The 25,307-nt window shown below is 28.5% G+C and carries 25 protein-coding genes; 19 read left to right on the top strand and 6 right to left on the bottom strand.

Annotation, left to right across the window (positions count from 1 at the left end; genetic code table 11):
- Nucleotides 1-6: 6 nt before the first annotated feature.
- Nucleotides 7-528 (bottom strand): hypothetical protein, encoded by a 522-nt coding sequence (locus IPH62_13895; protein ID MBK7106367.1) that lies wholly within the window; start codon nucleotides 526-528, stop codon nucleotides 7-9.
- Between the two features lie 285 nt (nucleotides 529-813).
- On the opposite strand from IPH62_13895, the gene IPH62_13900 reads away from it, so the two are divergent.
- From IPH62_13900 to purD, 15 genes are all read left to right on the top strand, one after another.
- Nucleotides 814-1,128 (top strand): hypothetical protein, encoded by a 315-nt coding sequence (locus tag IPH62_13900; GenBank protein MBK7106368.1) that lies wholly within the window; start codon nucleotides 814-816, stop codon nucleotides 1,126-1,128.
- A 128-nt stretch (nucleotides 1,129-1,256) separates the two neighbouring features.
- A complete protein-coding gene (locus tag IPH62_13905; protein ID MBK7106369.1) occupies nucleotides 1,257-1,658 on the top strand; it encodes a hypothetical protein in 402 nt (133 codons plus the stop codon).
- A 162-nt stretch (nucleotides 1,659-1,820) separates the two neighbouring features.
- Nucleotides 1,821-2,705, top strand: a complete 885-nt coding sequence (locus IPH62_13910) for a phosphoribosylaminoimidazolesuccinocarboxamide synthase (GenBank protein ID MBK7106370.1) — start codon at nucleotides 1,821-1,823, stop codon at nucleotides 2,703-2,705.
- Nucleotides 2,681-3,016 carry a DUF971 domain-containing protein gene (locus IPH62_13915; GenBank protein MBK7106371.1) on the top strand — a complete coding sequence of 112 codons (336 nt, stop codon included), beginning with the start codon at nucleotides 2,681-2,683 and terminating at the stop codon, nucleotides 3,014-3,016. Before IPH62_13910 ends, IPH62_13915 begins: the two co-directional genes overlap by 25 nt.
- A 2-nt stretch (nucleotides 3,017-3,018) precedes the next feature.
- Nucleotides 3,019-3,612, top strand: a complete 594-nt coding sequence (gene pgsA, locus IPH62_13920; protein MBK7106372.1) for a CDP-diacylglycerol--glycerol-3-phosphate 3-phosphatidyltransferase — start codon at nucleotides 3,019-3,021, stop codon at nucleotides 3,610-3,612.
- A complete protein-coding gene (locus IPH62_13925) occupies nucleotides 3,609-4,055 on the top strand; it encodes a phosphatidylglycerophosphatase A (GenBank protein MBK7106373.1) in 447 nt (148 codons plus the stop codon). Before pgsA ends, IPH62_13925 begins: the two co-directional genes overlap by 4 nt.
- Before the next feature lie 15 nt (nucleotides 4,056-4,070).
- Complete coding sequence (locus IPH62_13930; protein ID MBK7106374.1) at nucleotides 4,071-5,324, top strand: competence/damage-inducible protein A; 1,254 nt, start codon at nucleotides 4,071-4,073, stop codon at nucleotides 5,322-5,324.
- On the top strand, nucleotides 5,314-5,859 hold the full coding sequence (thpR, locus tag IPH62_13935) for an RNA 2',3'-cyclic phosphodiesterase (GenBank protein ID MBK7106375.1): 546 nt from the start codon (nucleotides 5,314-5,316) through the stop codon (nucleotides 5,857-5,859). Before IPH62_13930 ends, thpR begins: the two co-directional genes overlap by 11 nt.
- Before the next feature lie 10 nt (nucleotides 5,860-5,869).
- A complete protein-coding gene (recA, locus tag IPH62_13940; protein MBK7106376.1) occupies nucleotides 5,870-6,907 on the top strand; it encodes a recombinase RecA in 1,038 nt (345 codons plus the stop codon).
- Entirely contained in the window at nucleotides 6,907-7,536 is a 630-nt protein-coding gene (locus IPH62_13945; protein MBK7106377.1) for a regulatory protein RecX, read from the top strand. The genes recA and IPH62_13945 overlap by 1 nt, the downstream gene beginning before the upstream one ends.
- Entirely contained in the window at nucleotides 7,529-8,698 is a 1,170-nt protein-coding gene (locus IPH62_13950) for an acyl-CoA dehydrogenase family protein (GenBank protein MBK7106378.1), read from the top strand. Before IPH62_13945 ends, IPH62_13950 begins: the two co-directional genes overlap by 8 nt.
- Nucleotides 8,699-8,748: 50 nt before the next feature.
- A complete protein-coding gene (locus IPH62_13955; protein ID MBK7106379.1) occupies nucleotides 8,749-9,108 on the top strand; it encodes a four helix bundle protein in 360 nt (119 codons plus the stop codon).
- Between the two features lie 63 nt (nucleotides 9,109-9,171).
- A complete protein-coding gene (gene guaB / locus IPH62_13960) occupies nucleotides 9,172-10,638 on the top strand; it encodes an IMP dehydrogenase (protein MBK7106380.1) in 1,467 nt (488 codons plus the stop codon).
- A gap of 7 nt (nucleotides 10,639-10,645) precedes the next feature.
- On the top strand, nucleotides 10,646-11,926 hold the full coding sequence (locus tag IPH62_13965) for a glycosyltransferase family 4 protein (GenBank protein ID MBK7106381.1): 1,281 nt from the start codon (nucleotides 10,646-10,648) through the stop codon (nucleotides 11,924-11,926).
- Entirely contained in the window at nucleotides 11,926-13,203 is a 1,278-nt protein-coding gene (gene purD / locus IPH62_13970; GenBank protein ID MBK7106382.1) for a phosphoribosylamine--glycine ligase, read from the top strand. Before IPH62_13965 ends, purD begins: the two co-directional genes overlap by 1 nt.
- A 205-nt stretch (nucleotides 13,204-13,408) precedes the next feature.
- Here purD and IPH62_13975 read toward each other — a convergent pair whose 3' ends face one another.
- Nucleotides 13,409-14,005: a transposase gene (locus IPH62_13975; protein MBK7106383.1), complete on the bottom strand. Its 597-nt coding sequence runs from the start codon at nucleotides 14,003-14,005 to the stop codon at nucleotides 13,409-13,411.
- A 409-nt stretch (nucleotides 14,006-14,414) separates the two neighbouring features.
- Between IPH62_13975 and IPH62_13980 the strand changes: the two genes are divergently transcribed.
- Nucleotides 14,415-16,643 (top strand): T9SS type A sorting domain-containing protein, encoded by a 2,229-nt coding sequence (locus IPH62_13980; protein ID MBK7106384.1) that lies wholly within the window; start codon nucleotides 14,415-14,417, stop codon nucleotides 16,641-16,643.
- A gap of 182 nt (nucleotides 16,644-16,825) precedes the next feature.
- Here IPH62_13980 and IPH62_13985 read toward each other — a convergent pair whose 3' ends face one another.
- From IPH62_13985 to IPH62_13995, 3 genes are read right to left on the bottom strand one after another with little or no spacing between them, the layout of a single operon-like run.
- Entirely contained in the window at nucleotides 16,826-17,170 is a 345-nt protein-coding gene (locus IPH62_13985) for a histidine triad nucleotide-binding protein (protein ID MBK7106385.1), read from the bottom strand.
- Nucleotides 17,171-17,185: 15 nt separating this feature from the next.
- On the bottom strand, nucleotides 17,186-18,538 hold the full coding sequence (locus tag IPH62_13990) for a sigma-54-dependent Fis family transcriptional regulator (GenBank protein ID MBK7106386.1): 1,353 nt from the start codon (nucleotides 18,536-18,538) through the stop codon (nucleotides 17,186-17,188).
- A gap of 28 nt (nucleotides 18,539-18,566) precedes the next feature.
- Nucleotides 18,567-19,232 (bottom strand): hypothetical protein, encoded by a 666-nt coding sequence (locus tag IPH62_13995; GenBank protein MBK7106387.1) that lies wholly within the window; start codon nucleotides 19,230-19,232, stop codon nucleotides 18,567-18,569.
- A 64-nt stretch (nucleotides 19,233-19,296) separates the two neighbouring features.
- On the opposite strand from IPH62_13995, the gene IPH62_14000 reads away from it, so the two are divergent.
- The 3 genes from IPH62_14000 (at nucleotide 19,297) to IPH62_14010 (ending at nucleotide 23,157) form a co-directional block, all read left to right on the top strand.
- The gene (locus IPH62_14000) at nucleotides 19,297-20,019 is read left to right on the top strand and encodes a class I SAM-dependent methyltransferase (GenBank protein ID MBK7106388.1); all 723 of its coding nucleotides are present in this window, start codon (nucleotides 19,297-19,299) and stop codon (nucleotides 20,017-20,019) included.
- A 76-nt stretch (nucleotides 20,020-20,095) separates the two neighbouring features.
- Nucleotides 20,096-21,241, top strand: coding sequence for an acyl-CoA dehydrogenase family protein (locus IPH62_14005; protein MBK7106389.1), 1,146 nt, complete (start codon nucleotides 20,096-20,098; stop codon nucleotides 21,239-21,241).
- A 155-nt stretch (nucleotides 21,242-21,396) separates the two neighbouring features.
- The gene (locus tag IPH62_14010) at nucleotides 21,397-23,157 is read left to right on the top strand and encodes a sensor histidine kinase (protein ID MBK7106390.1); all 1,761 of its coding nucleotides are present in this window, start codon (nucleotides 21,397-21,399) and stop codon (nucleotides 23,155-23,157) included.
- A 19-nt stretch (nucleotides 23,158-23,176) separates the two neighbouring features.
- Here IPH62_14010 and IPH62_14015 read toward each other — a convergent pair whose 3' ends face one another.
- A complete protein-coding gene (locus tag IPH62_14015) occupies nucleotides 23,177-24,913 on the bottom strand; it encodes a DUF342 domain-containing protein (GenBank protein ID MBK7106391.1) in 1,737 nt (578 codons plus the stop codon).
- Between the last annotated feature and the right edge of the window lie 394 nt (nucleotides 24,914-25,307).

Below are 25,307 nucleotides of genomic sequence, written 5' to 3' on the forward strand. Positions count from 1 at the left end.
AATATTTTATCTACTCCAGCCCCAATCAGAGAAGTGGGGAATTTGTGCTTTTTTAACTTCTAAATTTCCTAACTTAGTATCAACAATATTTTCTTCATAAGCAACTTCTTCATTTCCATCTAAATATTTAAAATCTAAATCATCATATAAAACGTTTACATTTTTTAATTTTAAACTGAATAATAATGGTTTGTCAAAAGTTGTAGGTGACGGATATAAACTAACAGAATTTTTATCAAGATTGAAAACCATACTAAATTCTTTTGTTCCCTCAAAAGCATTTTTAGGAATATTTAATACAGCTTTTAATTTAGAGTTTTTTCCATTTTCATTTTTCCAACTATGAGCAACTTTAATAGTTCCACCGTTACTTCCATCAATTACATAAGTATTTGAAGTATAAGTTGAAGAAATTTTGCTTAATGCTGAAGCATTTTCTTGATTTGTTGGTTCTAGAACTGAATTACTTTCTTGACATCCAAATGCAATTAATAATAGAACTGAAATAACTAAAAATTTTTTTTTCATAAATTCTCCGGTTAATTTAAAATTATATAAAGTGGCATTCTATAATCGGGAAATAAGAAATTTTGTTTAGTGATTTTAATCATTGAATGTTTAATAAAATTTTTTAAGGGAAGTAAACTTTGTTTGACATTTTTATTACTTTGCTCAAATTGATACACTTTATACAAATTATTTTAATTTGAAATAAAATTCTTTTGTTCTGAATAAAAAAAAGTGAATTCATCACTAAAATATTGGCGTAAAATTTGCGAATATCATAATAAGCCAAAAAACTTTGGAGTTAAAATGGAAGCTTTTTATGATGCACCGTTAACCGCAAGTATTCTTCTGCAAGAAGTTATGAAAGATCTTAGAATCCGTATTTTACCTGGAAAATGCTGTAAAAATGGTTTGGATAAAAAGATCTTTAGAAAGTGTAAAAGAATAATTGAAAAAGAATATTTAGATAAAAATTATCAAGAATTATTAAAATTGTACATTTCAAGTTATTTTATTGAGGATTCTGTTGGTGAAAATGGTGAGGAATTTGAGGATTTCGCTGAATTAGAATTCGAAAGAAATTATGATGATTTTGAAGAAAGTATTCAATTATCAAAATAAATAGTTATAAAAATTAGTCTAATAAAATCCAACCGGCTAAAGTTAGTCACCAAAAATCTCTGCCTTTTTATATTTCAACTCAAATAAATAAATCATATTTTTACTTACAAATAATTTTTGGTTTTAAGATGAAAAACAATTACTTATGTCCTTATTGCAAAGGACAATTAAACGTAAAATCCAATATTGTTTTAGCAGTTAGAACAGAAGCTCAAAAACGCGGATTGATTTTACTAAGCTCTAAATTAGGAAATTACCAAGTTACAACACATCCAAGTTTTCAATTAAAAGAAGGTGAACATTTGGAAATATTTTGTCCGATGTGTCACGCAAACTTAAAAGCAATTGAATTTGATGATAACTTGGCGAAAATGTTTATGATGGATGAATCACAAAAAGTTTACGAAATTATTTTTTCAGAAATTGCCGGCGAGCATTGCACTTATAAACTTGTTGATTCAATGATTGAAAGTTATGGTGAACATCAGAATAATTATGTAAATCATTTTGGAGCAAAAGCCAGATTGTAATTATCTGGCTTAACATTTTTTATTTCATCATTTCTGAAAAAATTATTTTCCAAAATAATTCTTCATATTTTCTTTGCTTATAAAAATGAGCTTTCTATTTGTTGAAATATGAATGAAGTCTAACTATATTTTAATCTTAAAAAAAAATTAGAAGGAATATAAATGGTTGTTAATCAAACGGAATTTAGCGATGTAGAATTATTTAAACGTGGAAAAGTTAGAGATGTTTATAATCTTGGAGAAAATTATTTAATTGTTTCTACAGATCGTTTATCAGCATTTGATGTAATTATGCAAGAGGGCATTCCGCAAAAAGGTAAAATTTTAACTCAAATTTCGGAATTCTGGTTTGACTTTTCAAAAAATATAATTCCTAATCATTTGGTTTCAACAAAGATTTCGGATTTTCCGGAAATACTTCAAAAATATTCTTCAATTCTTGAAGGAAGATCAATGTTTGTTAAAAAAGCCGAGTTAATTCCTTTGGAATGTATTGTGAGAGGTTACATTTCCGGCTCGGGATGGAATGAATACAAAAAAAACGGAACAGTTTGCGGAATTGAATTACCAAAGAATTTGGTTGAATCTGAAAAATTACCCGAACCGATTTTTACACCTTCAACCAAAGCAGATATTGGAGATCACGATGAAAATATTTCCGAAGAAAAAGCGAAAGAAATTGTTGGTGAAAAAGTATATAATGTATTAAAAACTAAATCATTAGAAATTTATAAGACTGCTGCAGATTTTGCTTTTGAAAAAGGAATAATTTTAGCTGATACAAAAATGGAATTTGGGTTTTATGGTGATGAAATAATTTTAATTGATGAATTATTAACTCCCGATTCATCAAGATTTTGGCCAAAAGATTTATATCAAAAAGGAAGAGGTCAAGATAGTTTTGATAAACAATATGTTCGTGATTTTTTAATTTCAATAAACTTTAATAAACAACCTCCGGCTCCAAATCTTCCGGAAGAAGTAATAAATAATACGACAAAAAAATATCTTGAAGCGTTGGAATTATTAACTGGAAAAAGAGCATAATTTTGAAACCAACTAAAATTAAAGTTAGAGAAAATCAATATTTAGATGTTACTTGGGATAACGGACAACTTAAAAGTATTAAATTAAGTAATCTTAGAAATGCATGTCCGTGTGCTTTATGCAATGCAGAGAAAGATGAATGGAGCAAAACATATATTCCGCTTTTCACTTTAGAGCAATTAAAAATAAAGAAAATTAATATTGTTGGAACTTACGCAATTGGTATTGAATGGGCAGACAGACACAATACCGGTTTATATGATTACGAATATTTGTATGAAATTTTTGAGCAATTTTCTGTAGTTAAATAATTATGGTATTACCAAATCAATTAACCACATTAAGAATTATTTTAACTCCAATATTTCTGTTTTTATTTTTATCTGAAAATCCAATTTTAAAACAAATCTCGTTAGCGGTTTATATTGTTGCTGCAATTACGGATTGGTACGATGGCTGGCTTGCAAGAAAGTTTAATTATATTACAACTTGGGGAAAATTTATGGATCCGCTTGCAGATAAAATTCTAACTTCTGCAGCTTTTTTCGGATTTGTAATAATCGGAATTTTACCTTTGTGGATGGTAATTATTGTTGTGTTCAGAGATTTATTTGTAACCAGTTTAAGGCTTTTTGCCGAGTGGAAGAAAAAAACTTTTACCACAAATTATCTTGCTAAAATTAAAACTTTTGTTCAAATGACATTTATTTTCTATTTGCTCATAGTTTTCACTTTAAAAGAAAATCAATTTTTAAAAGAAAATTTTTCAAATCTTATCGAATATTTAATAAATCAAAACCTAATATATTTTTCAATGTTCGCAATTACTGTTTATACTTTTATAACCGGCGTAATTTATATTTATCAAAACAGAATTTTGATTAGCAGAATTCTATTTAGAAAATGAATCAAATAAAAAAAATTATTGGATCCGGTTTTTATACCGGATTCTTACCAAAAGCTCCCGGAACATTTGGAAGTTTTGCTGCACTTTTTTTTTATTTAATTCCGGGTTTTGAAAATCCAATATTTCTAATTTCAACAATTATTTTTTCAGTTATAATTGGAATTCCGATTGGAAATTATTTTGAGAAAACTTTTGGCAAAGATCCGCAAATTTTTACTCTTGATGAATTTATCGGAACTTGGATTTCCTTACTTTTCATTCCCAAAATTTATTATTTCATAATTCCGACTTTCATAATTTGGAGAATTCTTGATATTCTAAAACCTTATCCTGCAAATATTGCAGAAAACATTTCCGGCGGATTGGGAATTATACTTGACGATATAATTTCTGGAATGTATTCCTTAATAATTATACATATATTTATAACCATATTTTTTTGACAAAATGAGCAGAATATGAAAATTCACATTCTAACAATTGGTGATGAAATATTAATTGGTCAAACTCTAAACACAAATGCAGCATTTATCGGAGAATTGTTAAACAATAACAATTACACTATTTCAAGCACTTCAGTTGTTGGTGATAGAACAAATGAAATTGTTGAAGAAATAAATAGAGTTTTAAAAATTAGTGATATTATTTTATGTACCGGCGGATTAGGTCCAACAAACGATGACGTAACTTTACATGCAATTTCCGAAGTATTTAAAACTGAATTGATAGAAAATGAAGATATTCTAAATGACATAAAATTATTTTTTGAAAAAAGGAAAAGAAAATTAACCGATATAAATCGACAGCAAGCTTTAGTTCCAAAAATTGCAAAACCAATTAGAAATACAAATGGAACTGCACCGGGAATATGGATTCAAAAAGATAAAAAAATATTTGTCGCAATGCCCGGCGTTCCACTTGAAATGAAAGCAATGATGGTAGATTTTGTACTTCCCAAAATTCAAGAATTATTGCCAAGTCAGTTTATAAAAAAACAAACAACTCTTTTAACGACTGGAATTCCGGAATCTTATCTATACGAAGAAATTAAAACTATAGAGGGAATAATTGAAAAGGAAAATTTAGCTTTTTTGCCAAGTCAATTTGGAGTAAAAATTAGAATTACCGCAATTGATAAAGTTGAATCGGTAGTAAATGAAAGAATATTTGAAGTTGAGCAGCAAATAAGATCAAAAGTTGGAAGATATATTTACGGAAAAGATAATCAATCCTTAGAAGAAGTTGTTGGAAAATTGTTGAAAGAACGAGGTCTAACAATTGCAGTTGCCGAATCTTGTACCGGCGGATTAATTAGCAGTAGAATTACAAATGTAAACGGAAGCAGTAAATATTTTGAAAGATCCATGATTACCTACAGCAATGGTGCAAAAGTAGAATTATTGGGAATTGATGAAGATTTAATTATGAAATATGGTTCAGTAAGTTTGGAAGTTGCTCGCTTAATGGCGGAAGGAATTAAAGCCGTAAGCGGAACCGATATTGGTTTAGCTGTAACCGGAATTATGGGACCAACCGGAGCAACTGAAAATAAACCGGTCGGGTTAGTATTTGTTGGCATTTGTGATGATAAAGTTTGTACAGCAAAAGAATTTAGATTTGGAGATGATAGATTACTGAATAAAGATAGAACCTCTCAAGCTGCGTTGGAAATGTTGAGAAGAAATTTGTTAGGAATTTCTTATGACCAATAGATTATTTGTTGCATATGATTTACCAAATGAAACATTAGAATTTATTACAAATAAAAGAGATGAACTTTATAGTTTACCAAATTCGGTAAATTGGGAACCAGATGAAAAATTACACATCACATCAAAATTTTTAGGTGATGTTGGAGATTATTTAACTGAATTAATTATTGATAGATTTGAAAATTTGGAATTACATTCAGTAAAATGTGAATTTTCTCAATTTAATTACTTCAAAAAAAATGGGGAAATGAAAATTCTTTATGCCGGAATTAAGCAAAATGATGAATTATCGAAAAATCAAAATATAATTGAAAATGAATGCGGATTGCTTGGTTTTGAAAAAGAAATTAGAAATTTCAAACCACATTTAACAATTTTGAGAATTAAAGGAAATGAAGATTTAGAAAAATTATATAAATTTGCAAATTTTGAAATTGAACATAGTTTTATAATAAATTCGGTTTCGTTAGTTAAAAGTGAATTAAAACCATCTGGTTCGGAATATACAATTCTAAAAAGTTTTAAAATGAAATAACGGAGGGCAAATGGCTGCAGAAAAAGATCCAAGATTAAAAATTCTTGAAGATACAATGTTCAGCATCGAAAAAACTTATGGCAAAGGTGCCATAATGAAATTGGGGGATGGAGTTGTAAATAAAATAGAATCAATTTCTACAGGTTCGGTAAGTTTGGATTACGCACTTGGAATTGGCGGTGTGCCAAGAGGAAGAATTGTAGAAATTTATGGACCGGAATCATCTGGTAAAACTACAGTGTGTTTACATACAATTGCCGAAGCACAAAAGCTTGGCGGAATTGCCGCATTCATTGATGCGGAGCATGCTTTGGATGTTAATTATGCTCAAAAACTTGGCGTTGATATTAAAAATTTATTAATATCTCAACCAGATTATGGGGAGCAAGCTCTAGAAATTGTTGATACTTTAGTTAGAAGTAACGCACTTGATATTATTGTAATTGATTCTGTTGCCGCACTTGTACCTCGCTCAGAAATTGAAGGAGAAATGGGCGATGCACAAATGGGTGTCCAAGCAAGGTTAATGTCACAAGCTTTGAGAAAAATTACCGGAGCTGTAAGCAGATCAAAAACTTGCGTTATATTTACAAATCAATTGAGAAGTAAAATTGGCGTAATGTTTGGAAGTCCGGAAACTACAACCGGCGGAAACGCACTTAAGTTCTACGCTTCATTAAGATTAGATATTAGAAGAATTGCTGGTTTGAAAAATGGTGAAGATGTAATCGGAAGTAGAACAAAAGTAAAAGTTGTAAAAAGTAAAATTGCACCTCCGTTTAAACAAGTTGAATTTGATATTATGTATGATGAAGGAATTAGTAAAACCGGCGAATTAATAGATTTAGGTGTGGAGCACGGAATTATTAAAAAAGGCGGAGCATGGTTTACTTTTGGCGAAGATAGATTTCAAGGTAGGGAGCAGTTTAGACTTCAACTTAAAGAAAACCTAACTTTAATGGCAAATTTGGAAAAAGAAGTAAAAGTTAAATTAGGAATGCTGCCTCAAGAACAAAAAGAAGTTGTAGAAGAAAAATCTAAAAAATAATGATTGTTTCAGAAATTTCTAAAAAGGGAAATTGGGTTAACATTCTTTTTGATAATAATGAATTATTTAAAATTCCATATGAATTATTTGTAAAAAATAATCTTTACGTTGATGATGAAATTTCTGAAGATGAATTTTTTAAATTAAAACATCAAACAAATATTTATCAAATTAGGCAAAGTTCTTTTAGATATTTAGGATTACGAAATCACAGCAACAATGAATTGAAAATCAAACTTTTAAAAAAAGGTTTTGATAAAAATCTTATAGAAAATGTTATTATTGAATTAACAAATTCGGGTTTTCTAAACGATAAAATTTTTGCAGAGAATTATTTTCAGTTTCAGATTAGAAAGAAAAAAGGGAAATTAAAAATTCAATCAGAGTTAATTAAAAAAGGAATTAATAGAGAAATTATTTCTGAAGTTGGAAAAAATTTTGATGAAGATTTTTCTAATGAATCTACAGTCTATGAAATTGGGATAAAAAAGTTTAATTCGCTTAAACAGAAAAATAATTCAAATATTCAGATTAAGCAGAAATTATTTGCACATTTAGTTAATAAAGGATTTACAACTGATTTAATCGGAAAAGCAATTTCAAAAATTATGAAAGAAGATTATGAATAAATTTGTTGGAGTTGATTATTATAATATTCAAGATTTATTAACAGAAGAAGAGAAATTAGTTCAAAATTCTGTTCGAGAATTTGTTGATGAAAAGGTAATTTCGATTATTGAAAAACATTATCAAAATTCAACTTTTCCAATGGAATTAATTCCGCAGCTTGGTGAATTGGGAGTTTTCGGAATTACACTTCCCGAAGAATTTGGATGCGCAAATCTAAATAATATTTCTTCTGGTTTAGCAATGCAAGAACTTGAAAGAGGTGATAGCGGTTTACGTAGTTTTGCATCTGTGCAAAGTAGTTTGGTTATGTATCCGATTTATACTTTTGGAAGCGAAGAACAGAAAAATAAATGGCTTCCTAAATTATCTACCGGAGTAAAAATTGGATGTTTCGGATTGACCGAACCGGATTTTGGTTCAAATCCCGGTGGAATGATTACAAACGCAAAAAAAGTTGATGGCGGATATTTATTAAATGGTGCTAAAATGTGGATTACAAACGGAACTTTAGCAGATGTTGCAGTTGTTTGGGCAAAATTGGATGGTATTGTAAAAGGATTTTTAGTCGAGAAAAATTTTAAGGGATTTTCTGCTCCCGAAATGAAAGGCAAACATTCACTTCGGGCTTCTATAACTTCAGAATTAATTTTTCAAGATGTTTTTGTTCCGGAAGAAAATTTGCTTCCAAATTCTAATGGATTGAAATCTCCGCTTATGTGCTTGAATCAAGCAAGATTTGGAATTGCTTGGGGAGTTGTTGGTGCAATGATGGCCGTTTATGAATCGGCATTAAATTATGCAAAATCAAGAATTCAGTTTTCAAAACCAATTGCCGGCTATCAATTAACTCAAAAAAAATTAACAGATATTCTTACTGAAATTACTAAAGCTCAATTATTAAATTATAGATTGGCAAAACTAAAAGACGAAGGAAAAGTAAAACATACGCAAATTTCTATGGCAAAAAGAAATAATTGTGAAGTTTCGTTAAATGCAGCGAGAATTGCGAGAGAAATTTTTGGAGCAAATGGAATTTTAGATGAATATCCAATTATGCGACATTCGGCAAATTTAGAAAGTGTAAAAACTTATGAAGGCACACATGAAATGCACACATTAATTATTGGAGAAGATATTACGGGAATTTCTGCGTTTGAGTAAAGAAAATGCCTAAAATGCCTTAAATACTTAAAGTACGAAAATTAAATAAAATGAATAACAAAGTTTTTGCACAAGAATTAGAAAAAAGAACAAAAGAATTTGCAATAAAAATAATAAATTTATCATCAAAATTACCAAATACAATTGAAACAAAAATCATTCGAAATCAAATTAATAAATCCGGAACTTCAATTGGTGCAAATTATAGAGAAGCAAACAGATCAAGAAGTAAAGCAGATTTTTTGAATAAAATAAAAATTTGTGAAAGTGAAGCTAGCGAAACTCAATATTGGCTTGAAATTATTAATGATTTAAAGTTGTTGAAAACAGAAGAAATAAAATTTGAAATTAAAGAATCATCAGAACTTTTAGCAATTTTTACATCTATTAATTCTAAATTAAAATTATAATTTAAATAACTTTTTAACTTTAGTACTTAATGAACTTTAAGTACTTATTTTTCAGAGAAACTTATGCACATCGATAAAATATTATTTGAAGGATTAACATTTGACGATCTTTTATTAATTCCGGCAAAATCAAATGTATTACCAAGAGAAACAAATTTAGAATCAATGCTAACAAGAAAGATTAAATTGAATCTACCATTTCTTTCTGCTGCAATGGATACAGTAACAGAATCTAAAATGGCAATTGCAATGGCGGCTCAAGGCGGAATTGGAATTATTCATAAAAATATGAGTATTGAAAAGCAAGCTGAGGAAGTTGATAAAGTTAAAAGATCAGAAAGCGGAATGATTACGAATCCGATAACTTTACTAGCTGATAAAACCGTTGGTGATGCAACAGCATTGATGGAAAAATATCATATAAGCGGAATTCCAATTGTTGATGATAACAATAAATTAATTGGAATTTTAACAAATAGAGATTTAAGATTTGAGCCAAATTTAAATCTTAAAATTTTTGATATAATGACAAAAAATAATTTACGAACAGCGCCATTAGGAACTACTCTTGATCAAGCTGAAAAATTACTTCAAAAATATAAAGTTGAAAAACTTCCCGTCGTTGATGAAAATGGAATTGTTAAAGGTTTAATAACGTTTAAGGATATTTCAAAAAAGAAACATCATCCAAATGCGTGTAAAGATGAATTAGGAAGATTAAGAGTCGGAGCTGCCGTTAGTGTTTCTTCTGATACAATGCAAAGAGTTGACGCATTAGTAAAAGCACACGTTGATGTAATTGTTGTTGATACTGCGCACGGTCATTCGGAAGGAGTTTTAAAAACTGTAAAAAAAATAAAAAATACTTATCCGGAAATTCAATTAATTGCGGGAAATATTGTAACGAAAGAAGCCGCTTGGGAATTAGTCGAAATTGGAGTTGATGCAGTAAAAGTTGGAATTGGTGCCGGATCAATTTGTACAACAAGAATTATTGCCGGTGTTGGAGTTCCTCAAGTCAGCGCAGTTTTTGAAGTTGCAAAAGCTCTTAAAGGAACCGGAGTTCCAATAATTGCTGATGGAGGAGTTAAGCAAACCGGTGATGTTGCAAAAGTAATTGCTGCCGGAGCGGATACAGTTATGATGGGAGGAATGTTTGCCGGAGTTGATGAAACCCCCGGAGAGAAAATTTTATTTGAGGGAAGAAGTTTTAAAATGTACAGAGGAATGGGTTCAATCGGTGCAATGAAACACGGAAGTAAAGACAGATATTTTCAAGATATGGAAGACGATATTAAAAAACTTGTTCCCGAAGGAGTTGAAGGTAGAGTTCCATTCAAAGGATCACTTGCTGATACAATTTATCAATTTGTCGGTGGATTAAGAGCAGCAATGGGATACTGCGGAGCACTAACAATAGATGATTTCAAAAAGAATGCAAAATTTGTAAAGATTTCAACATCAGGATTGAGAGAAAGTCATCCGCATGATGTAATTATTACAAAAGAATCTCCAAATTATCATTCATAGATAAAATATGTTTAAGGTTCTTGTTATTGCATATTATTATCCTCCATTAGGATTAAGTGGTGTTCAACGTACGTTGAAATTTACGAAATACCTTTCTCAATATAATTGGCAGCCAACCGTAATTACAACCGGTAAAATAAGCTATTTTGCTCATGATGAGCAAATGTTGAAAGAAGCTGAAAATTCCAATGTTAGAATAATAAGAACTGAAGCAATTGCTCCCGGTTCGTTATTCTTCAGGAAAAGCACAATCAAAATGCCTTCTTCTTTTATTCAAGGATTATTTACTAGGATAAGTAAGACTTTTTTTATTCCGGATAACAAAATATTTTGGGCAAAAAAAGCTTCAAAGATTGCTTCAAAACTTTTAAAGAGTGAAAAATTTGACGCAATTTTTATCACCATTCCTCCATTTTCTTCTGCAGTGGCTTTTACAAAATTAAAAGCAAAGTTTGATATTCCCATTTTTGTTGATTACCGTGATGCTTGGTTAACTAATCAATTTCGTTTTTATCCAACGCCAATTCACAGATATTTGCATAAAAAGTTAGAATACAATGTTTTAAGAAAAACAGATAGAGTTATTGTTGTTAATAGGAATATTAAAGAAGAACTTTTAACAAATTACCAATTTCTAAAATTTAGGGATATTGATATTATTCCCCATGGTTATGATCCGGAAGATTTTGAAAATTTGAATCCATATCCGAAAGAGAATAATAAAATGGTAATTTTATACGCCGGATCTTTTTATGAAGGAATAACTCCAAAATATTTGCTTAAGGCTTTTAAACTATTAACAATTGAAAGACCAGATGTTGCATCAAATATTGAATTACATTTTGTTGGACAATTTAAAAGAGAAAATCTCAAAATTGTACAAAATTTGAAATTGGAAAAATTTGTAAAAGAAATTGGCTATCTTACACATTTAGATACACTTAGAAGAATTATTTCAAGTGATATTTTATGGCTGATGTTACCAAAAAGTGCACGAATGTATAATGTCACACCGGGAAAAATATTTGAATATTTTGCTTCTGGAAAACCAATCTTTGCAAATTTACCTGAAGGAGTTGCTAAAAGTACAATTACTGAATATAAGGCTTCATTTGTTTCTGAATCAGAAAATTTGGAGGAAATTAAAAACACACTAATAAAATCTCATGATTTATATATAGAGAATAAACTTCCAATTCCAGATGATGAATTTATAAATAGATTTGACAGATCAAAATTAACTGAACAATTAGTAAAAATTTTTCAATTTTATTTGAAGACTGAATAATGAAAATACTTATAATAGGTTCCGGTGGTAGAGAACATGCGATTGGAATTAAAATTTTTGAACAAAACAAAAATGCAAAAATTTACTTTGCTCCCGGAAATGGAGGCACTTGGCAAATTGGTGAAAATGTAAATTTGGATTTGCTAGATCATCAAACTGTAATAAATTTTTGTTCACAAAAAGAAATTGAATTGGTAATTGTCGGACCCGAACAACCTTTGGTAGATGGAATAGCAGATGATCTAAGAAATGAAGGAATTAACGTTTTTGGCCCAAGTAAAAATGCAGCAAGAATTGAAGGTGATAAATCATTCGCAAAAAGTTTAATGAATAAATATAATGTCCCGACTGCGATTCATAAAACATTTAATAGTTCAGAAATTGAAAATGCAGTAAAATATTTGAGAGAAGGAAAATTTCCAATTGTTATTAAAGCTTCAGGTTTAGCGGCTGGGAAAGGTGTAATAATTGCAAATAATTTTTCAGAAGCCGAAACAGCTATTTATGACATTATGAAAAATTCTATATTTGGAGAAGCTGGAGAAAAAGTAGTTATTGAAGAATTTTTAGAAGGTGAAGAACTTTCCGTTTTTGTTGTTACTGATGGAAAGAATTTTATTATACTTCCGCCAGCACAAGACCATAAAAGAATTGGCGAAGGTGATACCGGGAAAAATACCGGCGGAATGGGAGCATATTCTCCAATTTCATTTGTTGATGATATTTTAATTGAAGAAATAAAATCTAAAGTAATTATTCCAACTTTAAATGGCTTAGAAAATTGTAATTCACAATTTAACGGATGTCTTTATTGCGGATTAATAAATACAAGTGATGGAATAAAAGTAATAGAATTTAATTGCAGATTCGGTGATCCGGAAACTCAAGCAGTTTTGCAACTTATCGATGGTGACTTTTTATCATTATTAAATTCTGCAGCAAAAGGAAAAATTATTAAAGAATCTGTAAAATATAACGGAGGAAGTGCAATTTGTGTTGTTGTTGCTTCTGGTGGATATCCGGATAATTATGAAAAAGGATTTGAAATTTTTGGGTTAAAAGAAAAATTTGATGATAATATTAAGATTATTCATGCCGGAACAAAACTACAAAATGGTAAAATGTTAACATCCGGTGGGAGAGTATTAAATATTGTTTCCTCAATTAAGCAAAATGATTTAAAATATTGTATAACAAAAGCTTATGAAGTATTAGATAAAGTTAAATTTGATAAAATGTACTTTAGAAAAGACATTGGGTTTAAAGCAATAAATTGAAAAACAATAGTTAGATTATTCGCAAATAGAAAATACAATCCCAACATTTAAAGTGTAAATTTTCACATCAGTATTTTTATAATTCGAATAAAATTAAATAACAAATTTGGAATTAAAACATATTTTTCACTCAGATTGGCAAGCAATCTGAGTTACATTTTTTTTGTATCACAGTTTCCTTGGAAACTGTGAATATATTAACATGTTATAATTTTTCAGCTAAAAAATTGTATTCGAAATCTCTCCAATCCTCAACAATTCCGGCTTTTACCGGATTCATCAAAACATATTCTATTAATTTCTCAAGTTCATCTGGATTACGGACAATATGATCATAACTTTCCGATTGCCAAAAACTTCCCGTTTTGTTAAGAATACAATTCATTCTAAACGCAGCAATTCTTTTTAAAGTCTGCATTATTTTCCCAACATTTCTTGCATTTTCAAGCAAATGAAAAATAAGATGTACATGATTCGGCATAATTGAATAACAAATTAGTTTAAATTCTTTCTTATCAAATTTATGAATCTCAAATTTCACAACATTTGCTAAATCAAAATTATTTAAGTAATAACCAAGTTCATATTTGTGAATCAGATTATCATATTCAAAGAAGTATTCATTATTGATTTCATAAATATTATTTGCTGCAGCGTTTAATTTTACTTCATTAAATTTGGTATTCAGCTGCAATAAAACATCTAAAGGAATTGAATTTTTGACTCTGAAAGTAACAAAGTATGTCGAATTTGGACGATAAAAGTGAGGAAGGTTTCTTCTATGAAATGTTAAAGAATTCATAAATAGAAATTTAAATAATTATTTATAAAAGTAACACATTTTGCTCGCAAAATGTGCAAATCAGCGATTTTGCAAAGAAAGACAAGAATTCGTAAAATGAAATTTTAATTTTTATAAAATTATGGTTATCCTCAGATTGCAAACAATCTGAGTTACATTTGTTGTAAGATTGACAAGCAATCTGAGTTACAAAAGTTTAAATGTAGCACAAATTGTTCAAAATCTTTAAATGTAAAACAGATTGTTTACAATCTGTAAGAACTAAAAAAAAAAATCTGTATTTCTTTTTTTTTGTAAAAACAACCACTTTTGGACTATAAATCACTATAAATAATCACCAATCTATTTGATTTAAATCATTAAATACTTTTACTATTTTAGTGATATTGATCCTTAAAAGTAGGATTCTATGAAAACTTACATTTCCATATTTTCTGCGTTCTTGCTAATCTTCACAACTTTATATTCTCAAGGACTCAATGGTCCAACTTCTTGGGAAACAATTGGAAATACTTTTTCTCAACCTAATGTTCATTTACAATTGGGAAGAAATTTTTATGATTGGTATGGAAGTGGAGATGTTAATAATGATGAAGTTATTGATAATAATGATTTAATTGCAATTAATAATGGTGTTAAAAATGATAGAAGTGATGTTGATGGAGATGGAATTTCTTCTGCAAGTAATGATAAATTAGTTTTACAAAATTATCTTAATAAAAATATTGATTATTTACCCAGTCATTGGAATTATTTAAATAAGGAAGAAAAAACTTCTTGGTTAGAGAAAATTATTAAGATAAATGATGCAATTAATTATGGTGGTACTGGATGGTTTTGTAGAAATTATATAAATCAAATGGAAATTGATTTTTATGGAATTTCAAATATTGAGGGGTATATTGAGTATAAAAAAGATTTAGGGGAGGTTGAATATAATAAAGAGGATAATGCTAAATTTAATATTCCTTTACAATATTTTTCAACTAAAAGTACTTCAGGTGTTGATCATGCTATTTCTGGAACTCTTGTTGGAAATAATCCTTTAGATTTTAATGATTGGTATTTTGTTGGATATGAAAATGATAATAGAGTATTTCCTGGAGATTATGCCTTAGATGAAGATGGTTTTGCATATATGGGCAAAAGCGCTTATATCGAAGATGACATTTTTCATAATAGATTTTTTACTTTTATTAATAACTTTCTTAGTTTTAATTTAACAGATGGTGAAGCTATTATGGATTATTACGATGTTAATGGATTACTTCTTACAGACCCAAGTAATTTTACAATTGATGTACTTGACCCTATTGATAAAACATTAAATTATCAAGTTAATTTAAATACAACCTCAAATGTTACAGGTTATCCTGAGGTAAATGTTTCAAATGGATTTGAAGCAATTTTAACTTATTCAGATGGTTCTAATGTTCCTACAAATGCAACATATCCAAATATTGAATATTATTTTGATAGAACTTGGACTGGTGAAGCCACTTCATCAAGTTTAGTTACAAAAAGAGACTCAGAAGTACAAAGAATTTATGTAAAAGACAATGAATCACCAACCGGAAATATTCCAGTTGATATAAATTTAATAAATGAGCAAGTTGTTTCAAATGGAGGATTATCAGCTTCATTAACTGGTGAAATTATAAATGTAAAAGATAATTCTAATCTTCCGGTAAATGTAAATGTTGATTATCAGTTAAAAAGTGAAACAGATGAAGAAAGAATCTATAATTCAATATTTACTTTAACAGATGTTTTCGGTAATGTAAAAACATATTCTACACAAAAAATTACAGTTCTTTATTCTCAAATAAGTATTCAGAGTTTAACAGATTTACTAGTAAATGCAGAAAAGAATCAAGATTTAAGTCCGCAAGGTTTAAAAGAAAAAGGATATAATTCAGAACCAAAAGTCACAATCAGTAATTCCACATCAGATTATACTTTAACATATTTTGATAAAGATACAATTTATCATTCTTCATTATTTCCTTGGGCAGAAAGAGAATTTACAAGAATATTTATTGCACAATTAAATTCAGATGGAATTGCTGATACAATGCAACACAAAATAATTGTAAAGGATTTGGAGAATCCGTTTGTAGAAAATTTAGAAGCAATAACAATTACGGATAAAGATTCTCTACATCCAAGTGTTACCGGATATCCAAAAATAACTGATAATGTAGCTGTTCAAGATACAATAATTACATATAATCTAGTTTCTGAAAATTCCACTGAAAGAAATTATAATGCAGTAGCAACAGTAACAGATGTATTTGGTAATGTTACAACATATACTTATCAAATAGTTACAGTTACAATAGTTACCGATGTTGCAGAAAATAATAATTTACCAACAGAATATAAACTTTCACAGAATTACCCAAATCCGTTTAATCCAACAACAACAATAAATTACTCAATTAAAAATTCAAATCATGTAAAACTTGTAATATTTGATATATTAGGAAATGAAATTATTAGGTTAGTTGATAAATATCAAAAAAGTGGAAATTACAATATTGAAGTTGATGCTTCTAAATTATGTGCTGGAGTTTATTTCTATAAGTTAATTTGCGGAAATTTTATCGTTACTAAAAAAATGGTGGTTCTAAAATAATTTAGTACATAGTGTGTTAAAATCTGCATTTATGTTTTCAATCTCAGATTGGCAAGCAATCTGAGTTACATTTACATTTGTTGTAAGATTGACAAGCAATCTGAGTTACAAATTTAGTAACATATTACTCCGGATAGTGAAGTGATTTTCTTTCATCATCTAAATTGCAATAAATCAAAAATCTATCCCGGAGGCCAATTCATTTTTCTTCCGCCTAATAAATGCAGATGTAAATGGTAAACTTCTTGACCACCGTTATTTCCGCAATTAAAAACTAATCTAAAACCATCTTCTGCAATTCCTTCATTTTTTGCAATAATATTTGCGGCATCAATCATTTCTCCTAAAAGAGAAGCATGCTCCATACTTTTAATATCTGTAACTTTTAGGATTTCGATTTTTGGAATAATTAAAATATGCACCGGAGCTTGCGGATTTATGTCTCTAAATGCTAATACATTTTCTGTTTCGTAAACAATATTTGCTGGAATTTCTCTATTTATTATTTTTGTGAAAATTGTGTTCATTACTTGCTCCAGAATTTAATCTTTATTAATTCCGTACTTTTTCATTTTATTGTAAAGATGACTTCGCTGAATATCCAAAATTTCTGCGGTTTTACTAATATTCCAATTATTTATTTCCAACTGTTTTTGTATAAAAACTTTTTCTGCTTTTTCCTTAAACTCTTGAAACGAATTTGAAATATCAATTATATCATCAGTTTTTGTTTCAACATTTGGAAGTAACGAAATCACATCTTGTTTGGTAATTGAGTTTGATGAAATCATAATAATTATTCGTTCAATAATATTTCTTAATTCACGAACATTTCCGGACCATTCATAATTTTTTAAAACCTCAATTGCGTCTTCTGTAAAATTCTTATTTGGAAATTTATTTTGTTTGCAAATTTTTTGGGAAAAGTGATTTATCAAAAGTGGAATATCTTCCTTTCGTTCACGTAATGCGGGAACTTTTATTGGAATTACATTTAAACGGTGATATAAATCTTCTCTAAAGTTTCCGTCTTTAATTTCATTTTTCAAATCTTTATTTGTTGCGGAAATTATTCTTACATCAACATTTATTTTATTATTTCCGCCGACTCTTTCAATTACGCCTTCTTCAATTGCACGCAAAACTTTTGCTTGTGCTTGCAAGCTCATATCGCCAATTTCATCGAGAAAAAGTGTTCCACCGTCAGCTAACTCAAATTTCCCAATTCTTTTTTGAGCAGCTCCGGTAAAAGAACCTTTTTCGTGTCCAAATAATTCAGACTCAATAAGTTCATTGGGAATTGCCGCGCAGTTTACTTCTACTAATTCTTTATTTCCTCTTTCACTTTTATTATGAATTGCTTTCGCAACCAATTCTTTTCCGGTTCCGTTTTCTCCGGTAATTAAAACTCTCGATTCAGTTTTCGCAACTCTATCGATTAAGGAAATTACAGATTTTATTTGAGAACTTTCGCCTACAATAATTTCTTCTTGCGTTAAATTTTCTCGTAATTTTTTATTCTCTTTTAGCAGATTTGTTTTTCCAACCGCATTTCTAATGCTGATTAAAAGTTTGTCTCGCTCAATCGGTTTTTCAATAAAATCAAAAGCACCGAGTTTTGTAGCTTTTATTGCATTTTCTAAATTGCTGTGAGCAGAAATCATAATTATACTGATTTCAATTTCATTTTCTTTAATCCAATTTAAAACTTCAAATCCGGTAATTTCCGGCATTTGTATATCCAACAACAATGCATCATAATTATTGTATTCCAATTTTTTTAATCCGGCTTTCGCATCAGTCGTTGAATCAACGGAATAATTTTCATATTCCAAAATCATGCTTATGCTTTCGCAGATTTGTTTTTCATCGTCAATAATCAAAATTGATTTCATGTAAAAAGAAAGTTTATTTATAATATGCTTAATTATAAGAAAAGTAGAATAAAGAATACAACTTAAAAAAATCAGATGGAACTAAATCCTTATTATTATGTAATGAATATCCGAAAAATTCTCCAAGGTAATTTGTCTGCAAATCTCTAAAATCAATTCCGCCGCTAACTTTAAATGTTGATTCAAATATTTCTACAAACATTCCAAAGAATTTTGATAGATTGAAAAAAGTTGTATTGAACTTTAAAAATGCATTTCCAAAAAAGTGTGCAACCTTATCTTTATCTTGATTTCCATTTAAATTTGAATCAAAATAAATTATTCCCGGAAGATTATTTTTTTTTATTTCAAACAATTTTTCATTTACAGAGGGAAGTTTCAAATCCAATTTTAAATTTATTATTGGAATTGTAACCGGCATTTTATTAAAAGGTAAAGTTGCAAAAGTTAAAGCCAGCAATGCTTCAGAAATATCTCCATCATAAAAATTTACAGCTTTTATAAAAAGTGAATCAACTAAGTAATAATCTTTTTCATTTTTCAATTCAAATTCTTGGGAAGCAATATATTTTGATAAATAAATTACGCCATCTTCAAAAGATTTTGATTGACCCAAATTTATTTTTGATGCAAAAACAAATAATATGAAAAAGATTGAAATATTGTAAAACGATATATTTAATTTTCTTAACAAAGTATTAATTTAGATTCTTATATTTATTGACAAATTCACAAAACTTAAAATATCGAAAAAAAATATGAGTCAAAACTTTGATTATATAAATCACTATAAAATTGATGCAAAAGAATTTGATTATTTTGAAGAAAGAACCGGCGCAACTGAACATGATGAACGAAGAGTTCATGAATATATACTTAGTAAAATTCCTAATAATATTCAGAACGTTTTGGATGTTGGCTGCGGTTCGGCTTGGGTTGCAGAAAATTATTTTAACAAAAATGTAAATGTTGTTTCTTTGGATTTAAGTTTAGAAAATGTAAGTAAAGCAAAAAATAATTTTCCTTCACAAAAACATTCACAGATAATTGCTGATTCGTTTCATCTTCCGTTTATGGAAAATAGTTTTAATATAGTTATTGCATCTGAAATTATTGAACATGTTCTCAATCCGGTAGAATTTGTAAATGAACTTTTTAGAGTTGTAAAACAAAACGGGAAATTAATTATTACAACTCCATATAAAGAAAAACTAAGATATTATTTGTGTATTCATTGCAATAAAAAAACTCCGGTTCACGCTCACATTCATTCATTTGATGAAAAAAAATTAACTCAACTTTGTAATTCTAAAAAGCTAAAACACACAACTTGGTTTACGTTTGGAAATAAATTATTAATTTTTCTTAGAACTTATGTTATTCTAAAATACCTACCTTTTTCACTCTGGAAATTTGTCGATCAAATATTTAATAAAATTAAAAATTTGCCGGCACATATAATTGTAGAATTTTATAACTAATTGAATTTATTATTTGTTGAATTATCTGTATTAATACATTATTTTGTAAATACTTGCAAAGAATGTAAGAAAGCATATGGATTTTAATTTAAGCGAAGAACAAAATTTAATAAGAAAATCTGTTCGTGAATTTGCCGAACAAGAAATTCAGCCAGTTGCAAAAGAATTGGATGAAAACGAAAAATTTTCCATAAAACTTACCGAGCGAATGGGTGAGCTTGGTTTATTTGGAATGTACCTTCCGGAAAAATATGGCGGAAGCGGAATGGATACGTTATCGTACATAATTGCCGTAGAAGAATTGGCTCGAATTGATGGCTCACAAGCTGCAACTTTGGCGGCTCATAATTCATTGGGAATTGGACCAATATTTTATTATGGATCAGAAAAGCAAAAAGAAAATTATCTTCCAAAATTATGCACCGGAAAAGCACTTTGGTCATTTGGTTTAACTGAACCGGATGCGGGTTCTGATTCAAGAGGAACAAAAACCACAGCAAAGTTAGTTAGTGGAAATTGGATAATAAATGGTTCGAAAATATTTATTACAAATGGTTCAACTGAAATAACAATTGGCTCAACAGTTCAAGCAATAACCGGCGAAATTGAAGATAGAAAAATATTTTCAACAATAATTATTGAAAACGGAACGAAAGGATTTTCCTCATTCCCAATGAAAGGTAAAATGATGTGGAGAGCTTCCAATACATCTGAATTATTTTTTGAGGACTGCAACGTTCCGGAAGAAAATTTATTAGGTGCAGTTGGTGAAGGATCGCATATAATGTTAAGCACTTTAGATAACGGTAGATTATCAATTGCAGCAATGGGATTAGGCTTAGCGCAAGGCGCTTATGAAATGGCTTTAAAATATTCTAATGAGAGAAAACAGTTCGGCAGAACAATTTCTAAATTTCAGATAATTGCTTTCAAACTTGCCGATATGGCGTTAAAAATTGAACTTGGAAGAAATTTATTATATAAAGCATGCTGGCTAAAAGATTCAAAGAAATCATTTGCAAAAGAAGCTGCAATGGCAAAATTATATTGTTCGGAAATTGCAAAAGAAGTTGCCGATGAAGCAGTTCAAATCCATGGCGGATATGGATTAATGAAAGAATATGATATTGAAAGATTTTATCGTGATCAGCGATTGCTTCAAATTGGTGAAGGAACTTCGGAAATTCAGAGATTAATAATTTCAAGATATATTGGTTGTTGATTTCTAATTTTATATTTAGTTTATATTCGTATAATAATTTTTTGAAATTTAAAATTATCTTTTCAAAATCGGGTCAATAAAAAACTTCAGGCACATTTGTGAAAAATGTATTTGTAATTTTGTTAATTATTACAACAATAGTGCTGAGCATTTTTTTGACTTATATTTTATATCAAGAAGTTGAAAAACAAACTTTAGCAAATCACGAAAAACAGCAGAAAATATTTCTAACTCAATTATCAGTTTCAATAGAAAATTATTTTAGTGAGTTATTTAAATCTTTGGATTATTTTTCTAAAAAAGAAAATATTATCGTAATTAATGATGAAACGAAAATTGAGTTTAAATATTTTTATGAAGCACATCTAAATGAATTAAATGCAATCACTCGGGTTTCTGAAGATGGAAAATTATTATATACTTATCCCTTTGTAGAATCAGTTATTAATTCCGACATTTCCGTTCAGCCTCACAATAAAGAAATTATTAAAACACATAAATTAGTAATCAGCGAAATTTTCACTTCAGTTCAAGGATATAAAACAATAGCTGTTGCGTACCCGATTTTTAAGGATGATAATTACAAAGGTTCAATTTCACTACTTTTAAAATTTGATAAAATGGTAAGCAATTTTATTAATCCAATTGTTGGATTAAAAGATTTTACCGGAATAATTTTAAGCGAAGAAGGAAAGGAAATTTATTTTACTGAAAAAAATAATTTCACCGAAAATGAATCAGTAAACCTAAATAAAAAATTTTTAGAAAATAATTTACCAAAGTTACTAAGTGGAAATATTAACAAATTAAACAAATCTTTTTCTTCATCAGAAAATAATGATATTGAAAAACAAATTGTTTATAGTAAAGTTAATCTTGGTAATACTTATTGGATTGTTGGAGCGGTTTTAAATGTTTCTGATATACTTGAAGTTAATAGAGGATTCATCACAAAACTTGCAGCAATTTTTATATCAACACTTTTATTTATTTCAATTCTTGGTTACTTGTATTTTTCTTCGGAAAGTAAAAATGCTAAATTGTTAAAGCAGAAAGAAGAAGAGTACAAAAATGATTTAGTTAAAACAGTTGAAGAGAGAACAGAAGAATTAAAAAGCTTAAACAAATCACTTGAAGACGATTTGAAATATAGGAAGCATATTGAAAAACAATTAATTTCTGCAATCGATAAAGCCGAAAAATCAGAAAAAATTAAATCAAATTTTCTCGCACAAATGTCTCATGAAATTAGAACTCCTATAAACACAATTCTTAGTTTTTCTAATTTGATAAAAGAAAAATTAATTGATAAAGTAAGTGAAGAACTAAAATATGGTTTCAGCGGAATCAATAGAGCAAGCAGAAGACTTATTAGAACAATTGATTTAATATTAAATATGTCCGATGTTCAAGCCGGAACGCACGAATATCTTCCAAGCAAATTTGATATTTCATTTATTATTAAGAAAATATTAGATGATTATAAAGATCAAATAAGCGAAAAAAAACTAAAAATAATATTTAATAATTTTACTCAGAATACGGAATTAATTGCTGATATTTATTCTGTTGAACAGATATTTTCAAATCTAATTGATAACGCTGTTAAATATACAAATGAAGGTTCGATTAAAATTGATGTAAATAAAGATGAGAATAAATTTCTGAAAATTAGTATAACTGATTCTGGTGTTGGAATTTCGGATGAATATTTACATAAAATATTTAATGAATTTACGCAAGAAGATATGGGTTATACAAGAAAGTTTGAAGGAAATGGTTTAGGTTTGGCTTTAGTAAAAAAATATTGTGAATTTAATAATGCTTTAATTACCGTAAAAAGTGAAAAGGGAATTGGTTCAACATTTACAGTAACTTTTATGAATGTTGAATTGTATAAAAAGTTAGAAATTTAAATAAATTTATTTAATAAAATTAAATTGCAATTACTTCATTTTCCGCAGAAAGTAAAAAAGTTTTAGCTCTTAAAGGCTCTTTAACTATAAAAAATCTTCCGTTTATTCCAATTTTTACTCCAGGAAAAATTGTTCCATTAACAGAAATTTTAGATGATGTAGGTACATAAATTTCATTTGTCAATTTTAAATTTTGTTCTTTTATTTTCTCAATTTCTGCCAATAAAATTTTGTGCTCTCCAACCAAAACTTTTACTTTTTCTTTACATTGATCATTCAGTCTTTTCATCTGAGCAAATTCAAATAAAACTTTATCTACTTCTTCAAGTTTCTTTCTTAAATCGGTTTGTCTTTGTTTATTATCATTAATAGAATTTCTTTTCAAATAATCAAAACCAACTTCTACAATTGTCTCGGATTCACTTGAGTTTCCTAAAGAATAAATTTCAATTACATCTCCGGCAATTGTATGTCCGCCGACGATTACGGCTTTATTCCCGCTACAAGTAATTTTTGATTTTGCGAAAACTTGAGCATTTAAAAGTTCTTTAATAATTGTAACTGATCCGCGAGAAAATATTTTTTGGTTTTCTACAAATTTAACTGCAATATCACCTTCCGATTTTAAAATTCCTTTTCCCTTTCCTAAAAATCCTCCGTGAATAAAAATATTTCTTCCGGATTCAATTATTGCATCGCCGACATACCCATCAATTTCAATATCTTTGGATAGATTTAAAGAAAAATCATTATTAACATTTCCTTTAACTTTTAACGAACCTTTGCTGATAATATTTCCTGATTTAAAATCTATATCTCCATTTACAGTAAAAGTATCTGTAATTGAAATAGATGCTTCTTTAAGATCAAGAAATCCATCTAACTTTGCAATAATGTGATTAGGATTTTCCTCGGAAAATTTTGTGTTTGGTCCCAATTTAATTTTAATTTCTTTGCCGGGAATTGGATTTACTTGTTTTCCAAAAACATTTGTACCGTATTCGCCATTTGTCGGCAGATGAATAATTGCAATAGTTTCGCCGTCTTTTACAGAGATTACCGGATTTATTTTATGAAATTCATCGCAACTAAAATTTTCTAATTTTTCTTTATTTGCTGTGCAGTTTTCTAATTTTCCGTCAATTCCGTTTATTGGAAGTTTGCCTTCGGAAACACAGATATCAGTAATTTTTTGTTTTGATAATTTTACATCATTTATTTCTTTTGATAAAATTTCCTTATTGATGTCAGAAGTTATTCCCAAGCTCACGATTTTAGTTTCAATATCTTCTAAAGTAGGTATTGGATGATCGCCAACAGAAGGATAAATATCAACACAAACTTTCATAGAATCATCGGAAATTTTTACATCGCCGGAGCCATCAAAATTTATAGGAATTATTTTTGGTTTATTATTTTCAATTATAAAAAGTCCATCTACAATGGCAACATAATCCTTACCAAATTGTTCAATATTCGAATTCTCATCATGGAATTCCGGATTTATATCTCTGACAAATTTAAGTTTCTCAATATTATTTTCGGAATTTTCAGATTCTTCAATTTTATATCTGAAGAGTGGAGTAGATTTTTTTATAATATTTAATTTTTCAAGAGATGCATCAATTCTTGTAAGATAAATTTTACTTCCAGGAAGAAAAGCTGGAATTTTTTCATTTAATTCTTCTTCAAGAGGTTTTACATAAAGTTCAACTTTTTGAAGAACATTTTTTATTGTTGTTCCTGTTGCAGACATAAAAATTATTTTTGATAAATTTTATAAAGTTCTTTGAGGTATATTCGAAAGATTTTTAAAGTTTTACAGAAATTAAGCTTTAATTGATGAATTTAAGAAAGAGATTTTTTTCACTTTTCATATTTCACGTCTGTAGATAAAAATTATATTTGTTACTTTTACAATTTTCTTACTCAGATTGACAAGCAATCTGAGTTACAAAAGTTTGATTGTTCAAAATCTTTAAATGTAAAACAGATTGTTTACAATCTGTAAGAACTAAAAATAAAATCTGTTTTTTTTTAGTAAAAAACAACCACTTTTGGACTATAAATCACTATAAATAATCACCAATCTATTTGATTTAAATCATTAAATACTTTTACTATTTTAGTGATATTGATCCTTAAAAGTA

This window comes from Ignavibacteriota bacterium, assembly GCA_016708125.1.
In the GTDB taxonomy this organism is placed as follows: Bacteria; Bacteroidota; Ignavibacteria; order Ignavibacteriales; family Melioribacteraceae.

What these genes read in the sequence shown, in the direction of transcription:
- IPH62_13895 (MBK7106367.1), bottom strand. Translation starts at nt 528, where the DNA reads ATGAAAAAAAAATTTTTAGTTATTTCAGTTCTATTATTAATTGCATTT.
- IPH62_13900 (MBK7106368.1), top strand. Translation starts at nt 814, where the DNA reads ATGGAAGCTTTTTATGATGCACCGTTAACCGCAAGTATTCTTCTGCAA.
- IPH62_13905 (MBK7106369.1), top strand. Translation starts at nt 1,257, where the DNA reads ATGAAAAACAATTACTTATGTCCTTATTGCAAAGGACAATTAAACGTA.
- IPH62_13910 (MBK7106370.1), top strand. Translation starts at nt 1,821, where the DNA reads ATGGTTGTTAATCAAACGGAATTTAGCGATGTAGAATTATTTAAACGT.
- pgsA (MBK7106372.1), top strand. Translation starts at nt 3,019, where the DNA reads ATGGTATTACCAAATCAATTAACCACATTAAGAATTATTTTAACTCCA.
- IPH62_13925 (MBK7106373.1), top strand. Translation starts at nt 3,609, where the DNA reads ATGAATCAAATAAAAAAAATTATTGGATCCGGTTTTTATACCGGATTC.
- IPH62_13930 (MBK7106374.1), top strand. Translation starts at nt 4,071, where the DNA reads ATGAAAATTCACATTCTAACAATTGGTGATGAAATATTAATTGGTCAA.
- thpR (MBK7106375.1), top strand. Translation starts at nt 5,314, where the DNA reads ATGACCAATAGATTATTTGTTGCATATGATTTACCAAATGAAACATTA.
- recA (MBK7106376.1), top strand. Translation starts at nt 5,870, where the DNA reads ATGGCTGCAGAAAAAGATCCAAGATTAAAAATTCTTGAAGATACAATG.
- IPH62_13945 (MBK7106377.1), top strand. Translation starts at nt 6,907, where the DNA reads ATGATTGTTTCAGAAATTTCTAAAAAGGGAAATTGGGTTAACATTCTT.
- IPH62_13950 (MBK7106378.1), top strand. Translation starts at nt 7,529, where the DNA reads ATGAATAAATTTGTTGGAGTTGATTATTATAATATTCAAGATTTATTA.
- IPH62_13955 (MBK7106379.1), top strand. Translation starts at nt 8,749, where the DNA reads ATGAATAACAAAGTTTTTGCACAAGAATTAGAAAAAAGAACAAAAGAA.
- guaB (MBK7106380.1), top strand. Translation starts at nt 9,172, where the DNA reads ATGCACATCGATAAAATATTATTTGAAGGATTAACATTTGACGATCTT.
- IPH62_13965 (MBK7106381.1), top strand. Translation starts at nt 10,646, where the DNA reads ATGTTTAAGGTTCTTGTTATTGCATATTATTATCCTCCATTAGGATTA.
- purD (MBK7106382.1), top strand. Translation starts at nt 11,926, where the DNA reads ATGAAAATACTTATAATAGGTTCCGGTGGTAGAGAACATGCGATTGGA.
- IPH62_13975 (MBK7106383.1), bottom strand. Translation starts at nt 14,005, where the DNA reads ATGAATTCTTTAACATTTCATAGAAGAAACCTTCCTCACTTTTATCGT.
- IPH62_13980 (MBK7106384.1), top strand. Translation starts at nt 14,415, where the DNA reads ATGAAAACTTACATTTCCATATTTTCTGCGTTCTTGCTAATCTTCACA.
- IPH62_13985 (MBK7106385.1), bottom strand. Translation starts at nt 17,170, where the DNA reads ATGAACACAATTTTCACAAAAATAATAAATAGAGAAATTCCAGCAAAT.
- IPH62_13990 (MBK7106386.1), bottom strand. Translation starts at nt 18,538, where the DNA reads ATGAAATCAATTTTGATTATTGACGATGAAAAACAAATCTGCGAAAGC.
- IPH62_14000 (MBK7106388.1), top strand. Translation starts at nt 19,297, where the DNA reads ATGAGTCAAAACTTTGATTATATAAATCACTATAAAATTGATGCAAAA.
- IPH62_14005 (MBK7106389.1), top strand. Translation starts at nt 20,096, where the DNA reads ATGGATTTTAATTTAAGCGAAGAACAAAATTTAATAAGAAAATCTGTT.
- IPH62_14015 (MBK7106391.1), bottom strand. Translation starts at nt 24,913, where the DNA reads ATGTCTGCAACAGGAACAACAATAAAAAATGTTCTTCAAAAAGTTGAA.